At 38.1% G+C, this 19,100-nt stretch carries 14 protein-coding genes; 9 read left to right on the plus strand and 5 right to left on the minus strand.

Annotation, left to right across the window (positions count from 1 at the left end):
* Positions 1-27: 27 nt before the first annotated feature.
* The 5 genes from NU887_RS12515 (at position 28) to NU887_RS12535 (ending at position 3,890) form a co-directional block, all read left to right on the plus strand.
* Positions 28-738 carry an outer membrane beta-barrel protein gene (locus NU887_RS12515; RefSeq protein WP_258423725.1) on the plus strand — a complete coding sequence of 237 codons (711 nt, stop codon included), beginning with the start codon at positions 28-30 and terminating at the stop codon, positions 736-738.
* A 31-nt stretch (positions 739-769) separates the two neighbouring features.
* On the plus strand, positions 770-1,303 hold the full coding sequence (locus NU887_RS12520) for a hypothetical protein (RefSeq protein WP_258423726.1): 534 nt from the start codon (positions 770-772) through the stop codon (positions 1,301-1,303).
* Between the two features lie 16 nt (positions 1,304-1,319).
* Positions 1,320-2,330 (plus strand): HAD family hydrolase, encoded by a 1,011-nt coding sequence (locus tag NU887_RS12525; RefSeq protein WP_258423727.1) that lies wholly within the window; start codon positions 1,320-1,322, stop codon positions 2,328-2,330.
* 1 nt (position 2,331) lies between these two features.
* Positions 2,332-3,087 carry a DUF3575 domain-containing protein gene (locus tag NU887_RS12530; RefSeq protein ID WP_258423728.1) on the plus strand — a complete coding sequence of 252 codons (756 nt, stop codon included), beginning with the start codon at positions 2,332-2,334 and terminating at the stop codon, positions 3,085-3,087.
* Between the two features lie 149 nt (positions 3,088-3,236).
* Positions 3,237-3,890, plus strand: coding sequence for a DUF4136 domain-containing protein (locus tag NU887_RS12535; RefSeq protein WP_258423729.1), 654 nt, complete (start codon positions 3,237-3,239; stop codon positions 3,888-3,890).
* Between the two features lie 153 nt (positions 3,891-4,043).
* Here NU887_RS12535 and NU887_RS12540 read toward each other — a convergent pair whose 3' ends face one another.
* From NU887_RS12540 to NU887_RS12555, 4 genes are all read right to left on the minus strand, one after another.
* Positions 4,044-5,597, minus strand: coding sequence for an alpha-amylase family glycosyl hydrolase (locus tag NU887_RS12540; protein ID WP_258423730.1), 1,554 nt, complete (start codon positions 5,595-5,597; stop codon positions 4,044-4,046).
* Between the two features lie 64 nt (positions 5,598-5,661).
* Positions 5,662-6,723 carry a class II fructose-bisphosphate aldolase gene (gene fbaA / locus NU887_RS12545; RefSeq protein WP_258423731.1) on the minus strand — a complete coding sequence of 354 codons (1,062 nt, stop codon included), beginning with the start codon at positions 6,721-6,723 and terminating at the stop codon, positions 5,662-5,664.
* Between the two features lie 20 nt (positions 6,724-6,743).
* Complete coding sequence (locus tag NU887_RS12550; protein ID WP_258423732.1) at positions 6,744-9,521, minus strand: DUF4961 domain-containing protein; 2,778 nt, start codon at positions 9,519-9,521, stop codon at positions 6,744-6,746.
* A gap of 257 nt (positions 9,522-9,778) precedes the next feature.
* Positions 9,779-10,861: a SusE domain-containing protein gene (locus NU887_RS12555; RefSeq protein ID WP_258423733.1), complete on the minus strand. Its 1,083-nt coding sequence runs from the start codon at positions 10,859-10,861 to the stop codon at positions 9,779-9,781.
* A gap of 350 nt (positions 10,862-11,211) precedes the next feature.
* Here NU887_RS12555 and NU887_RS12560 point away from each other — a divergent pair, with 350 nt between their 5' ends.
* The 4 genes from NU887_RS12560 to NU887_RS12575 all read left to right on the plus strand — a co-directional run bounded on the left by NU887_RS12560 (position 11,212) and on the right by NU887_RS12575 (position 17,205).
* Positions 11,212-12,243 (plus strand): LacI family DNA-binding transcriptional regulator, encoded by a 1,032-nt coding sequence (locus tag NU887_RS12560; protein ID WP_258423734.1) that lies wholly within the window; start codon positions 11,212-11,214, stop codon positions 12,241-12,243.
* Between the two features lie 210 nt (positions 12,244-12,453).
* Positions 12,454-14,880 (plus strand): glycoside hydrolase family 31 protein, encoded by a 2,427-nt coding sequence (locus NU887_RS12565; RefSeq protein ID WP_258423735.1) that lies wholly within the window; start codon positions 12,454-12,456, stop codon positions 14,878-14,880.
* Between the two features lie 43 nt (positions 14,881-14,923).
* Positions 14,924-16,258, plus strand: a complete 1,335-nt coding sequence (locus NU887_RS12570) for an MFS transporter (RefSeq protein ID WP_258423736.1) — start codon at positions 14,924-14,926, stop codon at positions 16,256-16,258.
* Between the two features lie 77 nt (positions 16,259-16,335).
* Complete coding sequence (locus NU887_RS12575; protein ID WP_258423737.1) at positions 16,336-17,205, plus strand: substrate-binding domain-containing protein; 870 nt, start codon at positions 16,336-16,338, stop codon at positions 17,203-17,205.
* On the opposite strand, the gene NU887_RS12580 is transcribed toward NU887_RS12575, so the two are convergent.
* A complete protein-coding gene (locus NU887_RS12580) occupies positions 17,180-19,060 on the minus strand; it encodes a tetratricopeptide repeat-containing sensor histidine kinase (protein WP_258423738.1) in 1,881 nt (626 codons plus the stop codon). The two genes, NU887_RS12575 and NU887_RS12580, sit on opposite strands and share 26 nt — an antisense overlap.
* Between the last annotated feature and the right edge of the window lie 40 nt (positions 19,061-19,100).

Here is a 19,100-nt window from a genome sequence, read left to right on the forward strand (position 1 = left end):
CCTTTTAAAAATCTAATGGATACTAGTATGAAAAAAATATTGCTTAAAAGTATTGCTACAGTGTTTTTATTAATCTTGTCGCTGACGCCATCATTTTCTCAGGCGGCACTGATTGCTTTGATATTTGGTGATAAAGTGGCATCGGAAAAATTTCACCTTAGCGTCGATTTGGGTATGAATATTTCCTCATTGCCGGGATTGGAACAACAGCAGCATACCAGAGGCTTGTATTTTGGACTGGGAACTTTTATCAAATTGGACGATAAATGGACCTTAAATCCTGAATTCAAACCTTTGTCACCTCGGGGTGCTCGTTCCGTTTTGCCCCTCAATGATTATTCTGCTGTCTTATCCGATGTGAGCTACGATTTTGATTTAAACTATATTGATATCCCTGTTTTGATCCAATATAGGTTCAATGAGAAATTTTTTGCCTCTGCAGGACCTCAGGTAAGTTTCCTTACTTCTGCCACTCAAGTGGCCTCAGGCAACCTGCCCTTGGGAAATGTGGTGGATATAGAAGAATCGGTCAAATCAAGTTTCAAACCGATTTACATAGCTGTTCCTCTAGAGATTGGATATTCCCTTTCTGACGCGAGGAAAGGGAAAGGCATGAACATCAAATTCAGGTATAATATTGGAGTCAGCCAGGTAATCGCTTTGTCCTCAGTTGGAACAAGCAGTGGATCTACATTTCAGGTTTTCGCTTCCTTCCCATTTATCCAAGTTGAACAATAGGTCCTTTTCTCAATTAAACAAACTACCTCCTATGAAAATGCTTCTTCTTTTTTTGCTTTTTTCTTCAGCAGCCTTTGCTCAAGAGGAAGATCATAAGGAGGAATCAAATGAAAGAAAACACAGCATTTCGGCACTATTAAGCCATACTTATGTAAGTGAGGCTGTTTTGGAAGGTAAAATATCTTGGCGTGCCTTGCCCTCAATCGTTTTGGATTATAACTATACCTTGTCTCACCAATGGAAAATCGGTTGGCACAATGACTTGGTACTCGAAAATTTTGTAGTAGAAAGATTAGGGGGAAGATCCGAAATAGAAAGAAAGAAGCCGCTTGCTTCAACCATAGTGGCCGGATTCAAACCAGGTAAGCATTTTACTTATGAAATTGGGTTTGGAGGTGAATTTGAAACAGGAGAATCCTTTTTCTTAACAAGATTAGGAGTCGAATACAGCCTTGAAATCAAAGAAAATCTGGAATTTGTTTCCAATTTCATTTATGATATTAAATGGAACGCCTATGACAGTTTTGCTATCGGAGTCGGCTTATCCAAATCATTTGGTAAATAAAAACATTAAATGCAGTATGAAAAATTTAATTAAATTCTTTGTTTCATTGCTTTTATTGGCCTCATGCACTACTAAATCCCCTACTCTTTCAGAACTACCAAAGTCCGAAACGGATCCTTTGCCAAGCTGGAATGAAGGGACTTCCAAGTCAGTAATCATTGATTTTGTCACCAAAACCACCACGTCAGGAAATTCGGATTTTAAACCTGAAGCAGATAGAATTGCAGTTTTTGACAATGATGGCACCTTATGGGCTGAACAACCCATGTATTTTCAATTGGCTTATGCCATTGATTTTATAAAAAAAGAATCTGAAAACCATCCTGAATGGAAGAAAAAAGAACCTTTTAAAAGCCTTATTGAGGATGATATCAAACATGTGATGGAAGGTGGAGAAAAGGCATTGTTTGAAATCATGATGGTTTCTCACGCCGGAATGACCTCCGATGAATTTCAAAAATCTGTCAGTGATTGGCTCAATTCCGCTACCCATCCCAAGACAGGCAAGCCTTATAACCAAATGATTTACCAACCTATGGTAGAATTGTTGGAATACCTCCGTGCGAATGGATATAAAACATTTATCGTGTCAGGTGGTGGAATTGATTTTATGAGGGTATGGGCAGAAAATGCATACGCAATCCCCCCTTACCAAGTCATTGGAAGCTCCATTAAATCCAAATATGAAATTGTAGATGGAATGCCTGTCATCACCAAACTTCCGGAACTCAATTTTATCGATGACAAAGCAGGTAAGCCAGTCGGTATATACCAACATATCGGAAAAAGGCCAATTTTGGCAGTTGGTAATTCAGATGGGGATTATGAAATGCTTAAATATGTCACTACCGGCGAAGGAGCAAGACTTGGGATGTTTATCCACCATACAGATTCCATCAGAGAATTTGCATATGATAGAGATTCGCATATCGGAAAATTATTAAAAGGACTCGATGATGCCCCTCAAAACAACTGGTTAATAGTAGATATGAAATCAGATTGGAATAAAGTATTTAACTTCAAATGACATGAAAAATTTATTGTTGATTTTCATTTTAACAATGTTTGCCGGCAATTTATTTGGTCAGGATTCTGAACCTACTGAAAAAAAATTTCAAAATACCCTCCGGTATAATATTTCCAATCCTGCGATCTTTGGGATTAAGAATATCATATTCGGATACGAAAGGGTTTTGAAAAAAAACAGGAGTTTTAGCATTGACATAGGCCTCAATCAACTTCCCGGTTTTAATTCAGAGGGAAATAATTCACAGAATGAATCCCTCGTTCTTTTGCGAGGAGGAAAAAACAGAGGAGTCCATTTTTCGGCAGATTATAGATTTTACCTGAAATCAGAAAACAAATTTGATGCTCCGAGAGGTGTATACATCGGCCCTTATTATTCCTTCAATTCCTTTGATAAATCTAAAAACTGGCAGCTAACATCCGACAACTTTGAAGGTGAGGTTGGAACAGAATTAGGTTTTAGGATCCATACCATAGGTGCAGAACTTGGTTACCAATTTAAGCTATCTAAAAGATTTATGTTGGATTTTGTTCTTTTTGGACCGGGAGTCGGGATATATAAATCCAAGGTGGATTTTGAGAGCACCTTAGATCCTGATGATGAGGCCCTTATTTTGCAAAAAATCAATGACCTATTATCTGAAAAAATCCCAGGATTCAATACGATAGTTGATGGTAGCGGATTCGAAAATACCGGAATTGCAAATGTTACAGGTCTTGGTTACCGATTCATGATCAATGTTGGCTATAGATTTTAAGTAAAAGTATTACCTTAAATAGCGAAAAATTATTCAAGAGAAAATATATTGATTGATATCTTGATAAATTTGTTTGTTTCTGGCTGTTAAAAGGTTATTCCAAGTCCAATTTAAAAACATTATTAAAAAACTGAAAAACCAAATAAAATATGAAAACATTAATTTCAAAAAGTTCATTCCATCTCCTCATCCTGATTGCAATAGTTTCTGCATGTGCCCCTTCTACCAAAATCATTGGCTCTTGGAAAAGCCCTGAAGCAGAAGCATCCGGATATTCCAATCTTTTTGTCGCAGCTATGATCAGTGACAATTATGTTACAAAAAAAACCATTGAAGACGACATTGATGAATTATTGATCGAAAAAGGAATACAAGCAATCAGCAATCTTGAAAAAGTAAAACCGGGATTGATGCTTACCAATGACAACAAAGATCAAGTCGTCCAAGCAATCAGGGAAAGTGGTCGTGATGCCATCATGACTATAGCCATCATCGATCAGACAAATGAAACAAGATATGTTCCCGGCACAGCATACACTCCTATGTACTATGGTGGCGGATATGGAAGATTTGGTGGCTATTATGGAATGTATGGCCCTATGACTTATTCTCCTGGTTATTATGCCACAGACAAAAATTATTATGTTGAGATAAATTTATATGATTCGGAAACCCAGACTTTGGTCTGGTCAGCCCAATCTGCCACTACCAATCCGTCAAGCATAGACAAAGCTGCTAGAGAGTTTGCTTATGTGGTAGTGGACAAAATGATCAAAGACAAAATTATAATCCCTACCAAATAGGATTAACAGGAAACTCTCAATTTTCATAAAAAAGCCCGATTCAATTATGAAATCGGGCTTTTTCAATTGTATTTCCTAGTGAATAAAACAAAACCAGCCTCATTTGACCAAGATGAAATTTTTCTGTTGAGACTATTTTCATAAATGCAAAAATCAGTACTCCAAAACAATACTACTGTAAGCCGGGAGAATGATTTTGTCGCCTTGCTTTTTGGCTTCTCCAAATGAATAAATTTCAGTTTGGAATTCTTCAGGTGCGTCTAATTCAGTTGAAACTCCGCTAAGATTGTGGACCACAAAAACCTCTTGGTCATCATGGTTCCTGAAAAATGCCATCAATTGCTTGGGCAATTCACCTTCATACAATTCCAATTTACCCAAAGCCAATGCTCTGTTGCTGTTTCTGATTTTTATGATTTCTTTGTAATGATTGAAATAACTCGTGCTCATTGACTTTTGGATCGCAAGTGGGGTCACCATGTCATCTTTCGAATAAGTCGGAATCATCCATGAGGTCCGTCCCTTATCATTAGCTTTCATGTCCCACAGAAACGGCTCTCTGATATTTTCATCGGGCTTTTTGCCCAACATACCGATTTCTTCTCCATAGTATAAGTAGGGTGCTCCCGGCATAGTCATTAGGATATTGATAGCCTGCTTCAATTTCCTTGGATTTTCATCCAACGAATTGAGCAACCTCGGTTGGTCATGATTGGAGGAAAATGTGGCATCAATAAATTCATTTGTAATTCCATTATAAAAGTCTAAAACTTCCTTTTGCTTTTTTGCCAAAAGCATCCCGTCCTCCTTTTTGAAAGATTCGATCAGGGTGTAATGGAAATCAAAATTGAATAACGCAGGTAATCCCGGAAGATATGGGGCTACAATTTCTTTTTTGTCATAAACTTCCCCGACAAGATAAATATCAGGTTTGATTGCTGTCATTTTATCTCTGAATTCCTTCCAAAAGGAATGGTTGTCCTGTGGCCTGTCATCCGGAAAAATGTGCTTTGCTGCATCAAGTCTAAAACCATCTACCCCTACTTCTTCCAGCCAAAACCTTCCTATTTCATATATTTCCTCCCTTACCTTAGGATTGTCAAAATTAAGGTCAGGCATACCTCCATAAAAAAATCCATAATAATAATCTTCTCCAAATCCAGGATCATGCCACTGCCGGATATTATCACTGTCAAGGGTAATGGTTTTTTTATCAATGTAAGCTGCAATGGTATCTTTTTGAGCCCAAACATAATAATCCCTATAGGGGTTTTTCCTTCCTTTTTGAGACTCCAAAAACCAAGGATGCTTGTTGCTTGTGTGGTTGATGATCATGTCAATCACCACTTTAATGTCATATTTATGGGCTTCATCCAAAAACGCCTTAAAATCTTCCATGGTCCCATAATCCGGGTGGATACTTTTGTAATCAGTCACATCATATTTATGATAACTCGGAGAGGCCATTATCGGCATAAACCAAATTGCATTTGCGCCTAGTTCCTTAACATGGTCTAACTTCTTTTTGACTCCATTGATATCCCCTATGCCATCACCATTGGAATCGTAGAATGATTGGATAAAAATCTCATATGTAATTCCTGCATTCGGCCAATGGTTCTCAACTTTTTTCTCTTTGTTACCTGAACAGGATACTGCGATGTATGTCAAAATCAATAGAATAATGTGGAAGGGTTTCAATTTCATAAGGTATGGTGAAAATAGAAAAAGTCACCTATAGTGACTTTTTCAAGGTTTTTAATGGATAAAATTAATTTCGGTTGATAGCATTTAGCATGTCAAACGCAAGTTCCAATCTTTTCATAAAGGTTTCCTCGCCTTTTCTCAACCAGACTCTAGGGTCATAATATTTCTTGTTTGGACTGTCCGGTCCTTCAGGATTACCTAATTGCGACTGGAGATATCCTTCATTTGATTTGTAGTAATTTTTGATGCCTTCCCAAAAGGCCCACTGCTGATCTGTGTCAATATTCATTTTGACAGAACCGTAGCTGTTGGCTTCTCTGATTTCGGCTTCTGTTGAACCTGAACCTCCATGGAAAACGAAGAACAACGGCTTACCTGTGGTTCCGTACTTTTTATTGATATAATCCTGAGAATTCTTCAAAATGATTGGCTTCAGGGACACATTGCCGGGCTTATATACACCGTGGACATTGCCAAATGCTGCTGCAATCGTAAACAAATCATCCACTTCTTTGAGGTGTTCATAAGCATAGGCCACTTCCTCAGGTTGGGTGTAAAGTTTGGAGCTATCTACATCTGAGTTGTCCACGCCGTCTTCTTCACCACCGGTTACACCCAATTCAATCTCAATTCCCATTTCAAGTTTTTTGAATTTCTTGAAATATTCAACGGAGATTTCAATATTCTCTTTTACCGGCTCTTCAGAAAGATCCAGCATATGAGAGCTATATAGCGGCTTTTTATAAGCCGCATAATATGCCTGCCCTTCTTCCAAAAGCCCATCGATCCAAGGAAGCAGCTTTTTGGCACAATGGTCAGTATGTAAAACCACAGGTACACCATAAGCTTCGGCCATTCTATGAACATGAAGCGCTCCTGAAATAGATCCTTGTATCGCTCCGATTTGATTTTGATTTCCTAATCCTTTTCCGGCAAAAAACTGTCCGCCACCATTAGAAAATTGAATGATTACAGGAGAATTGACCTTTTTTGCTGTTTCAATGACGGCATTGACGGTACTGGTATTGATGACATTTACCGCAGGAAGGGCAAATTCACTTTCTTTTGCATACGACAATAGGTCTTTGAGTTCTTCTCCGTACTTAACTCCTGGTTTGAATTTCATGTTGATTTAAAATAGGTTGATTATTTCTTTAAAAACCGTTTTCTCATTAAATGACGGTTATCACTGATTTCAAAGATATAAAGACCTGATGTAAATTCCTGTATATCCACTTGCAAATTCTTGTCTGTGGCCAAATATACATCCTCACGAATTACTTTTCCTGTCACATCAATTATCCTGAAATTACCCGAATTCATAGTTTCAGGAACCTTTATTATTAGCCTGTCAGAGGCAGGCACCGGATAAATTTTAAACTCTGACTGATTTGAAATTTCTGGATTTATAGAAAGAATCGGATCTTGAAGGATTTCACCTTCCGGCAATGGAAGTTTTTTATTGGTAAACATCAGGAATTCATTAGCCCTCACCCTGAAAGCCCGGGAATTTCCTGACAACACGATTTCTTCTCCTGTGAAGTAATTATACCAAGTTCCCGATGCGGGAAAAGTAAGGTTGGCACTGGCAATGTCTGTCAGTCCAAAATTTCCATAAAGGACCACTTGAAGGTCAGCGTCTGTCAGTTTGATGCTTTTCAATGGCTGGCTAAGATCCAAGGTTGCATTTTGTGGATTGTTAAAAGCATTGTTGCTGCTTTTGAGATCCATCATTGCCCGATACATATTGAAAAGGCGCTGTCTTTCGGGATTGTCCAAATACTCCCATTTGGTAGGCTTGATACCAAGTCTGTCGTTATTAAGCTCTTGGTCGTAACCAAACTCTTCAAATTGCCACATCATTTTTGGACCCGGAATGGAAAAGAAAAAGGCTGCCATCAATTGGTTCCTGTTTATGGCATTGCTGAGTTGACGGATATTGACAGGAGAGGTCTGTCCCCAAGTGAGTGATTCCCACATGGTCCTTTCTTCGTCATGGCTTTCCATGTAGCTGACTAAGGTATTATTGTCCCATCCACGGGTTTTGTAATATCCCCAATCAAAATTCCGTGAATTCCCTTTGGCAATATCCCTAAAATCAAAATTCATATTTCCCCAAAACATCAAGCCATGAGTAGATAATTCTTTCTCCTCAATGTTGTCTGCAAAATGCTCCAAAATCAAATAGGCTTCAGGATGGTTTTCCTTGATTTGATCATATATGTTTTTCCAAATCGCAATCCTTGACGCATCATATTCTCCCCAAAAACCTACATTGTCTCCAGAATTGGTCTGGGTAAATCCTTTGCTCAAATCAAACCTAAATCCATCCACTTTGTATTCTGTCAGCCAATAATTATTGACAGAATCCATTAAAGCTTTGGTATAAGCACTCTCATGGTTGAAGTCATAACCGACATTGAATGGATGTTTTGCCACTCTGTTTAGCCAAGGATTATCCAAAGTCGGTGCTCCATAATCTCCATCATTATACAACCTTACAAACGGAGACTGACCAAAAGCGTGGTTGAGAACCATGTCCAAAATGACCACCATGCCTCTTTTGTGAGCCTCATCGATCAATTCCTTCAATTGATTTTTTGGACCGTAAAATTTATCTACCGCAAAAAAGAAAGATGGATTGTATCCCCATGAAAGATTCCCTTCAAATTCCTTGATCGGCATCAATTCAAGTGCATTGATCCCCAATCCTGCCAAATAATCCAAGCGCTCAATCACAGCTTTGAAAGTTCTTCTATCATCAAAATCCCTAACCAAAAGTTCATATACCACCAACTCCTCTTTGTCGGGTTTTTCATAATCAAGGTATTTCCATTGGTATTGGTCTTGGGCTGTCTGTAGGAAAGTTGCCTGGAATTCAGTTTTTCCCTTTGGATAGGGCTTCAATCCAGGGTATCTGTTTTGAGCTATGATTTCGTCATCATGGAAGGGATCTGAAACCTTGTCAGCATATGGATCACCTATCCTGATACTTCCGTCAACCAAATACTGAAAAATATATTCCTGCTTGGGAGTCAAACCTGTCAACCTATACCAAAACAATTCCTTATCAGGAGTTTGGTTCATTTGAAAACTCGGAAGCACTTCCCAGTTATTAAAATCGCCAATAACAAAAACGTTTTTCTTCAAAGGAGCTTCCAAAACCAAAACCACCTCTGTGTCAGAAATGTAATTGATCCCTTTTCTTACACCAGAAGGCAAAGGAGCCTGAGGGCTAGGTCCAACTACTGTCAGGGTGATTTCAGCAGTATCTTCCTCCCCCGATTTCAAAGCCTTGGCAACTACATTAAAGGATCCTTCAGTGGTGGCTTCAAAAGTATAAAGTAGACTTTCTGCTCCAGCTGCAGATGCCACTACTACTCCATTGATTTCTAAGCTAAGATCAGCAACATCCGATGAAGCAATCCTAATTTCTTGAGATTCCCCTATTTCCAATAATTTGGAGGAATTAGGATTGGTGAATGTCACCTCAAACCCTTGGCTCAGGTCTACAAAAAAATCTCCGTTGGTATCTGTTTTCCCTTCTAAAGACCCCGTGGCATTTCTAAAAACCATCCCCAACCTGTATATGGTTTGTCCGGCCGTAGGATTGAAAAAATCATTTGGTGTAAATTCCCATTCCCAGATATTTGGAGCGGTTTTTACCATCCTTGCATCAGGATTGGCAGTACCCCAAGCAAATGGCACGATGGCCCAAGTAGTCGATGTAGGGCCTGCTACTACTGCTCCGATATGGATATATACCGGGTCTACATCTTTTAGTCCTGTTGTCCCCTTGGTGGCATCATAAATGATTTTGATTTTTTGGTCTGCCCGTGGAAAAGCAGGTTCTGTGGTTACTTGGGAAAACCCAAACCTCAAGGTCATTAAAAATAAAACGGGAAATATTATTCTGAATTTCATTGTTTGCAAAAACTAAATAACGATACTGATAATAAGGAATTTATTTGTCTGGAATTTTTACATTTACCTGAATAATTGCCAATCATAAATGCTGAATTCGTCACATTTTTACCTGCCCACAGCATACATCTGTGATATTGGATTGATATTAAATTTTCCTAAAATTTAATTAACTGCTGGCAAGATTGCATTGATTCAAATAAAAAAAAAGAAAAAGGCTACCTTAAAGTAGCCTTTTTAGAATTAGGTGAAACTATTTAACCACCTATGAAAATATATCTTCCGTCTAGTGAATTGAACCACATTTTATAGGTTCCGGCTTCAATTGGAATATTGCTTGAACTTCCCAATTCAGCTTTACCTGATATAGGAGTAACAGCTCCCCAATTGATTGTCCAAGCATCGTTTGCTCTGAATTTTATTTCTCCGTTTGTAACAGTAGCTGTAATGTGCCAGATATGCTTGTCAAAAGTCAAGTTTGTCATTGCAGTGCTTGAATCCCAACCACCAGCTGTTGAACTTCCAATGATACCGACTGTTGGATAATACACATCTGCTGCTCCTGTAAATGGCACCAAAGTAAAGGTGTTATTAGCCAAGTTTAAAGTAAAAACATAATGTCCTGCTGTAGTAATGGCAAATGCTCCGGGATCGGAACCTCCTCCGGGGTTGACCGAAACTGCTGACCCGCCGTTGGTACCATATTGAGGCTGCCATTGACCCAATTTTTCTAGAACTTTAAATTCTCCGACAGCGAAAAATCCTGTATATACATAAAGATCTTTATTGGCAGGATCGCGAAACAAAGCAGGGTTATTGTTATCATTGCTCCATCCTGGGGCAGTGGCATTACCTACAAGGAATAGATTTCTTAATATGACTGCGTCTTTGTATGCAGTTAGTGACAGTGTGGTTGCCGTACCCACCAAAGGGCTCAAACTTCTGTCAATAGTTGTTTTAAAACGGAAGTCTACATTTCCCGCAACGTTTGGTTCAAGACCTGCCGTTACAATTTTTTTATTTAAATCACCAACTGCAATTTTAACTGTAGGTGTAGTGGAGGTTCCGACTACATCAACTGTTGCAAAATTGGTTCCGCCTTTAGCCATTTCCAAGGTGTACGTATAGTTTCCTGAAACTCCAAAATCAGGAATAGATGCCTGAAAGAAAATAGTATCTTCTTTTTCGGCCTCAGTAAGCACAATTGCAGTGCCTGCAGAAGGACTCGTCAATGTTGATGCCGTTTGGGGAATGATAGCAGGTTCGTCTATCGGACCGCAAGACCACATAATAAATGGAAGCATTAAAGCTGCCCAGACTAATTTTGATAGAACTCTCATACAAATTTGTTTTTGGTATTTATTGTTTCAAACTTTAATTAATTTAATCCTATTTTATATTACTTTATTTTTATTATTAATTTAATCATCTTTACCTAGCAATACACAGCCTACCAATCAACAAGGAAATATTACACAATGAAAAATGGCAAAACAAACAATCCACATTGATTTTTTTAAGAAATATTTGTGCAAACGTAACCGCAAACGATTGCACATTTTTTTGTAATCTTCCTTTAGTTTGATGGTGCTGATTTTTTAAAAACAAATTGAAAAAAAATAACACCTCTATTAACTACATTATCACCCAAAAACTTATATATTTAAATTCTTAGAAAAATCTAATTTTCATGAAATCAGGTCAGGCTACTATTAAAGACATTGCCAGAGAACTTAATGTATCTACATCAACAGTTTCAAGAGCACTTAAGGATTATCCGGGAATAAGTGACGAAACTAAAAGAAAGGTCAAAGAACTTGCTGATAAGCTACATTATCGTCCAAATGCCGTTGCACTGAGTTTAAGAAAAAGCAAATCTTTTACGATCGGGGTGATTATCCCCGAAGTTGTCCATTTTTTCTTTTCCACTGTTATCAGTGGTGTAGAGGAAGTTGCATTTGCGAATGGCTATAATGTGATTTTATGCCAGACAAATGAAAAATTCAGCAGAGAAAGAAGCAGTGTAGAAACCATGCTTTCCAATCAAATTGACGGTGTTTTGGTGAGTTTTTCCAGAGAAACCACAAACTTTGACCATTTCAAAAAAATGATAGACCGGGAGTTTCCGATTGTTTTTTTTGACAGGATCCCGGATTTGGAAAACACCATTAATGTCACCGTCAATGATTATCAAGGTGCATACAATGCAGTAAAACATCTCATTGATCAAGGTTTTAAAAAAATCGTGCACCTTTCGGGCCCTGACAACCTTGCTATCAGCAAACAGCGAAAAGAGGGCTATTTGGATGCTTTGAAAGATTCAGGTATTGTAGCCAAACCTGAATGGATTTTGGAATGCCCTTATGGTACAGAAAAAGAAAGCATTTCGATAACGACAGCATTGTTTAAAAACAATGAAAATAGACCCGATGCTATTTTTGCTCATCATGATATCGTTGCCGCAGGAGCCATGATGGCATTGAAATCCTTGGGATTAAAAATCCCGGAAGATGTAGGAGTTGTCGGATTTTCAAATTGGCAGTTTTCATCAATGATAGATCCCCCCCTATCTACTGTATCTCAGCCGGGATTCCAAATCGGAGAAACAGCTACAAAAATTCTTCTCGACCTAATCCATAAAAAAACCAATATGGAATCCATCTCACAAAACATCGTGCTTGATACTGAACTTTTGATAAGAAAATCATCTGTGAAAGTCTGATTTTTTGATAAAAATAATTTTTTTGTGCAATCGTTTGAACATGTCCATCAATTCAAAAAAAGACATTTTCAACAATCCTAGGCTAGTTTTAAGCTCCCTTGGCATCTTGCATAAATTTTATCATTTGACTTTATATCATAAATTAGAACCTCAATTTCAAATAGAATAAATAAAAGCCTCAGGCAAAACCTATCAAATAAGACTTTACAAATGCCCCAAGCCACCGATCTATCTAATTCATCCCAAAATCTTGCCATTGGAAACGTAATGTCTTGGGAGAAAAAATCAAATGGGATTCATGGAAATACTTCTGTCTCTGATTTTGAAATTACGATCTATAAAGATGATACTATAAGAGTTCAGGTTAGACGTGGTTCCAAGTTCAGCCCCAACCCTTACAGTGTAGTTTCCTTCCCCCAAGAAATCAAATTCATTACCACTGAGGAAAACGGGAAGGTATGGCTTAAAACCTCCAAAATTCACCTTTGTGTAAACTTGAATCCCTTCTTTTTGACATTTTTTACTCCTGATGGGAAAGTTATCAACCAAGACGATCCCGCTTTTGCAGTATCGTGGTTGGGTACAGAAGTAAGCAATTATAAAAAAGTGCAGCCTAAAGAAAGATTCATTGGTTTAGGCGAAAAAACCGGACATCTTGACCGGTCCGGTCGGGCCTTCACCAATTGGAACACGGATTATTTCGCTTATGGCATTGGTGATGATCCTTTATATATGAGTATTCCTTTTTATATCGGCATCCATAGCGATTTGTCATATGGGATATTTTTTGACAATACCCATAAGTCTGTTTTCAATTTCGGAGCTTCAAACAACCGCTTCATTTATTACTCCGCAGATGACGGAGACATGGATTATTACTTTTTTCATGATGATTCTGTAGCAAAGATCATAAGCACCTATACTGAATTGACCGGGAAAATGGAAATGCCTCCCCTATGGTCTTTAGGTTTTCAGCAATGTCGGTATTCTTATTATCCGGATTCAGAAGTACTTACATTGGCTAATACTTTCAGAGACAAGGATATGCCTGCGGATGTCATTTACCTTGACATTCACCACATGGAAAAATACAAGGTCTTTACCTTTGACAACGAAAAATTCTCTGATCCCAAATCAATGATTAAAGCGCTTAAGCAGAAGGGATTTAAAGTTGTGGTAATCATGGATCCGGGGATCAAAACCCAACAGGGATATTTACCCTATGAGGAAGGAAAAGAAAAAGACCTTTTTGTAAAATATCCGGATAATGAAATCTATGAAGGCCAAGTTTGGCCTGGTTGGTGTGCTTTCCCGGATTTTACCAAGGCAGAAACCCGTCAGTGGTGGGCCGAAAAAATGGCTTTTTATGAAGAGGCAGGTGTCGATGGATATTGGACTGATATGAACGAACCTGCTTCCTGGGGTCAATTTACCCCAAATATCATCAATTTTGACTATGAGGGGGAAAATGTAAGTCATAGAAAAGCTAGAAATATCTATGGCTTTCAGATGGCCCGAAGTGCCAAGGAAGGCTGTGAATTGCAAAGGCCTGAAGAAAGACCCTTTGTATTGACAAGATCGGGATTTTCGGGAATCCAAAGGTATGCTGCAGCATGGACGGGAGATAATGTTGCTTCAGAAGAACACATGATGGCAGGCATCCGGTTGGTAAACAGTCTTGGCTTAAGCGGTGTAGCATATTCAGGTTATGATGTTGGCGGCTTTGCCGGCGAATCGACCAAATCTCTTTTTGCAAGATGGATGAGCATCGCCACTTTTGCACCATTGTATAGGGCTCATTCAATGATAAACAGCAATGATGCTGAACCTTGGGCATTTGGTGAGGAAGTAGAAGAGATCTCTAGAAACTACATGAAATTAAGGTATAGGATGCTTCCAACCTTATATAGCAGTTTCTACAAAAGTACCCAAACAGGCCTTCCGATAGCAAAGAGTCTTGCAGTGGATTATCCTCATGACAAGTATATTTATGAAAGTGCTTTTGAAAACCAGTATCTTTTTTGCGATACCCTTCTGATTGCTCCTGTAGAAAGTTATAAAGAAATCACAAAGGTTTACCTTCCTGAAGGTGAATGGTATTATTTATATGATAATCAGAAACATATAGGAAATCATGTCATTTATCAAGACTGTCCATTAAACTACCTCCCTGTTTATGTAAAAGCAGGTTCCATTTTAGCATTACAGTCTGATGTATCTTATACAGGACAAGCACATGACGGCATTCTCAGGCTCCATGTATATGCAGGAAAAGAACCTTCTACGTACCTTCATTATGAAGATGATGGAATCAGTCATGAATACAAAAAAGGAGATTTTTTAACGCGGGAGATCAAATGGAATCCTGAAAAGAACACTTTGACCTTTTCAAAATCCAAAGGAAATTTTGAAAGTAAGTTTGAAAAAATTAAGGTCTATTTCCATGGCTCAAATCCAAATGCTGTAATCATCAATGGAGGATCTGAAGAAATTGATAAAGAGGATTTTGAGTTTTTGGGAAAATTGACTGAATTTGACCCACTTCCTGACAGTAGTCATCCATACTTGAAAATCAAAAATATTCCTACAGTGATATTTAAAAATAACCATAGCTCTTTTGAATTAGAAATCCAATAATCGCCCGGATTCCGAATTAATCATCAAACTACAACCCAAAATAATGCAAACAGTAGATAAAAAACCAAAACTCAGTTTTTGGCAAATCTGGAATATGAGTTTCGGATTTTTGGGAATCCAATTTGGATTTGCGTTACAGGGTGGATTCATGTCACGGATTTTTCAGACCCTCGGTGCAGAAAAAGATGCGATTCCTATGCTTTGGATAGCTGCACCCCTCACAGGATTGCTCGTGCAGCCAATAGTCGGGTATCTCAGTGACAGAACATGGCACCCAAAATTTGGAAGAAGAAAGCCATTCTTTCTTATTGGAGCTATTCTGAGCACGATTGCATTGTTTTTTGCACCTTATTCCTCAGCACTTTGGATGGCTGCAGGGGCCCTATGGATCCTTGATGCTTCTATCAATATCAGCATGGAACCATTTAGGGCATTGGTGGCAGACAAACTACCTGATAGTCAACGTTCCTATGGATTCGTCGTACAGACACTCATTATTGGAATCGGAACATGGGTTGCAAGTAACTTGCCTTGGCTAATGACACAATTAGGTGTACCAAACACCGCTGCGACGGGTGTAGTACCTGATTCGGTCAAATTTGCTTTTGCAATTGGCGCTGTGGTGCTTTTTGGTTCAATTCTTTATACAATACTGACTACGGATGAATATCCTCCCGAGGATCTTGAGGCACTAAAAAGAGAAAATGAGGAAAGTAAAGGCATCTTAAACGGTTTTAAAGAAATATTCAAGAATATTTCAGGAATGCCCAAAGTCATGAAACAATTGGGGGTCGTCCAATTTTTCTCTTGGTTTGCCTTCTTTACGATGTGGAGTTTTGCCACTCCGGCCATTACCGAACATATATTTAAAGCCACGGATACCGCATCTCAAGCATATAATGATGCTGCTGATAGTGTCGGTAATTACCTGGGCACATATGGATTAGTATCCATGTTTTTTGCTTTGATACTTGCCTTTGTAACAAGTAAAATCAAAATCAACAGGAAGCTTTTGCATATGTCTAGCTTGATTGCAGGCGGTTTGGGTTTTATTCTTATCTACTTTATATCTGAACCTTGGATGCTTCACCTTTGCTTTGCTTTGGTAGGCATAGCTTGGGCAAGTATACTTTCTATGCCTTATGCAATGCTGTCAAGTGCTGTCAACCCCAAGCAAATGGGCGTTTACATGGGAATATTCAACATGTTTATCGTCATACCTCAAATTGTGGCGGCCTTGGGTGGGATTAATTTCATGTATAAGCTTTTATTTGGAGAAGAAGTGGTATATACCATGGTGTTGGCAGGATGTTCTTTGATCATTGCCGGATTGAGCAATCTTTTCATCACAAACAGAAATGCAACCCATGACATATAATTTTCATTTGAATTCATAATTTATAAATACCGCTATCAAAAAATAGCGGTATTTTTGTTTGATTCAAAGTTTGGAAAATGAAAAAAATAACCGTCACCGGAGTACCTGAACACTTTAATTTTCCTTGGTTACAGGTTGTTGAAAAACAGCCATTTTTGGATGAAGGAATTCAATTGGTTTGGAAAAATGAACCAAAGGGCTCAGGAGCGATGAATAAATCCCTAAGAGATGGTGAGACAGACATTGCTATTGTTTTGACTGAGAGTTTTATCAAAGACAAGATCGAAGGAAATCCTGCCTTGATGATCGGATTTCATATAGAATCTCCTTTGATTTGGGGAATACATGGCTCAGCAAGATCAGAAATTGACGATATCTCCCAACTTGGACACGGAGATTTTGTCATAAGCAGGTATGGTTCGGGTTCCCATTTGATGGCGTTTTTATTGGCCAAAAGAGAAGGTTGGAATTTAGATAAAATTGATTTTGAAGTAGTTGGTGATTTGGAAGGTGCTCAAGAAGCCTTACAGGATGAAATACATAAGCTTTTCCTTTGGGAAAAATACACCACCAAGCCTTTGGTAGACCGCGGTATTTTCAAGCGAATCGGCGAAATACCTACACCTTGGCCATGTTTTGTCATTGTTGCAAATCCTACCGTTTTAAAGCAACATGCAGCAATAATTGGAAAGTTGCTGGACTTGGTTTATCTACAATCAATAGAAAACCTTCAAAAAACCGAATTCCCTTTATTGATCAGTGAAAAATACAAAATCAAACTTGAAGACATTAAGGCTTGGCTGCAACAGACAAGTTGGGCAAAAGATGAACGAATCTCAAAAAAGGTATTGGAAGAATCCATGGAGATTCTGAAAGATTTAGGCCTTATTCAGAAAAAAATTAAGGCAGAGGACCTTATTTTCAAATCACTTGCTGTGCTTTATTGACAGTTATGCTTTGTAAAAGCAAGATTGCTTTTGTCCCTTCTCCTTTTTTGCTTTCTAAAATCAAAGCACCTCCCATCAAACCCAAAAATTCCTTACATAAATTCAAACCAAGTCCTGTACCCTTTTCTTTATCGGTCCCAATGCTCGATTCAAGCAATGAAACATTCTGATTGATTATGGTATCCAATTGAACTTCACTCATCCCTATTCCATAGTCTTGGATAACTAGCCTGATCAGGTCCGTGTCTTTTTGGGAGTAGATATCTATATTGGAGCCCTTGTTTGAAAATTTGATGGCATTGCTGAGCAGGTTTCTGATTATCAATTGGAGCAAATCCTGATCAACTAAGGCAATTTCTTCTATGATATTGATGGTGATGGTTATTTCTTTGGTATTAGCTTGATACTGCAATAATTCCAAACAAGGCCTAATGACTTTTTTTAGGTTTGTAGGTAATAATTGGACTTTAAATCCTTCCATTTGGGATTTGGACCAACTCAAAATATTGTCAATGTTTTCAAAAAGTCCATCTACATTTCTTTTTAGTATATGGGAAATGCCATCAAACTCCTCCCTACTGAGTTCTTGAGAATGTAAAAGATCCAAAACCCCTTTTAGCTGGGCCACAGGACTCTTTAAATCATGGCCAAGAATGGAAAGTATCCTGTTTTTACTTCTGTTTGACTCGGTAAGTTCTTCAGATTTTTTCTGTAATTCTCTTTTCTGTTCCTCAAGAATTGTTCTCTTTACATGAAGTCTCTTGTTGGCCTCCTGTTTCTTTTTGAAAATGATACTCATCCAAAATAAAAAGCCGATCGAAATCACCGTAAAGACGGTAAACATGATCCAAATTTTATTGAAACTCTTGATTTCAACTTCTTTTAAGGTGTTTTGAATCTTTAAATAATTTATTTCGGCCTCTGATTTTTCTATCTCAAATTTGGCGAGTAAGAGCTCCATCTTTTCTTTATTAGAGGCCGCTTCTCTTTCTGCATTCAATTCCGTATATGCTTTTTGGTATTGAAAAGCCTTTGGGATATCGCCTTTTGAATCATAGATTTTGGCAAATGTCTTGTAAGTCTCCACCAATTCGTCCAAAAATCCGTTTTCCTTCGAAATTATTAGGCCCTTGTTTAGGTATTCAATGGCCTTCGTAGAATTCCCTTTGATAAAATAGGCATTCCCCAATCGGTTCAATACCAATGCCTCAGAAGTTTTTAAAGATTCCGGCGTAGAAATCTTAAGTGATTGTTCATAACTCTGAATAGCCTTATCTATTTCCCCTTTTCCAAGGTAAATATCACCAAGAACCCTATGTGTAAATGTGATGAAATATTTTTCATCCAATTTCTCATTGAATTTAAGTGCCTCTTTTGCAAACAGATAAGCTGAATCAAATTCACCTTTAAGTGAGTAATTCAAGGCAAGATTATTGAGGCTTCGGATTATGAGATAAGGCTCATCAGCTTCTTTACCATATTCATAGGCTATTTTAAAATCCTTGATGGCTTCATCATAATTATCCTGCCTGTAGTACAACGAACCGAGGTTGTTTAAAGCCATTCCAAGTTCGTATTTATAATTTTGCGTGGAGGCGATTAAATATGAGTCCTTGGAATAACGGAAAGCTTTATCCCAAACCCCGAGTCTAAAATAAATCCAACCGAGATTGCCTTTAGCCCTGCTGATCTGTAAACTGTCATTGATTTCTATGGCTAACTCCTCTGCCCGCTGACCCCAAATCAATGCCTGATTCAAATCTTTTTCTCTCGTTAAAAAGGTCAATTGGTTTAATGCTGACAACCTTTCTTCCCTTGATACTTCATGGGATAAAACGTTATTCAAACTGTCCATCTCTTTAGTTTGGGCAAAAAGATGAAAAGAAATACAACAG

Origin of the sequence: Aquiflexum gelatinilyticum (genome assembly GCF_024741135.1) — a bacterium.
GTDB classification, from domain to species: Bacteria; Bacteroidota; Bacteroidia; order Cytophagales; family Cyclobacteriaceae; genus Cognataquiflexum; species Cognataquiflexum gelatinilyticum.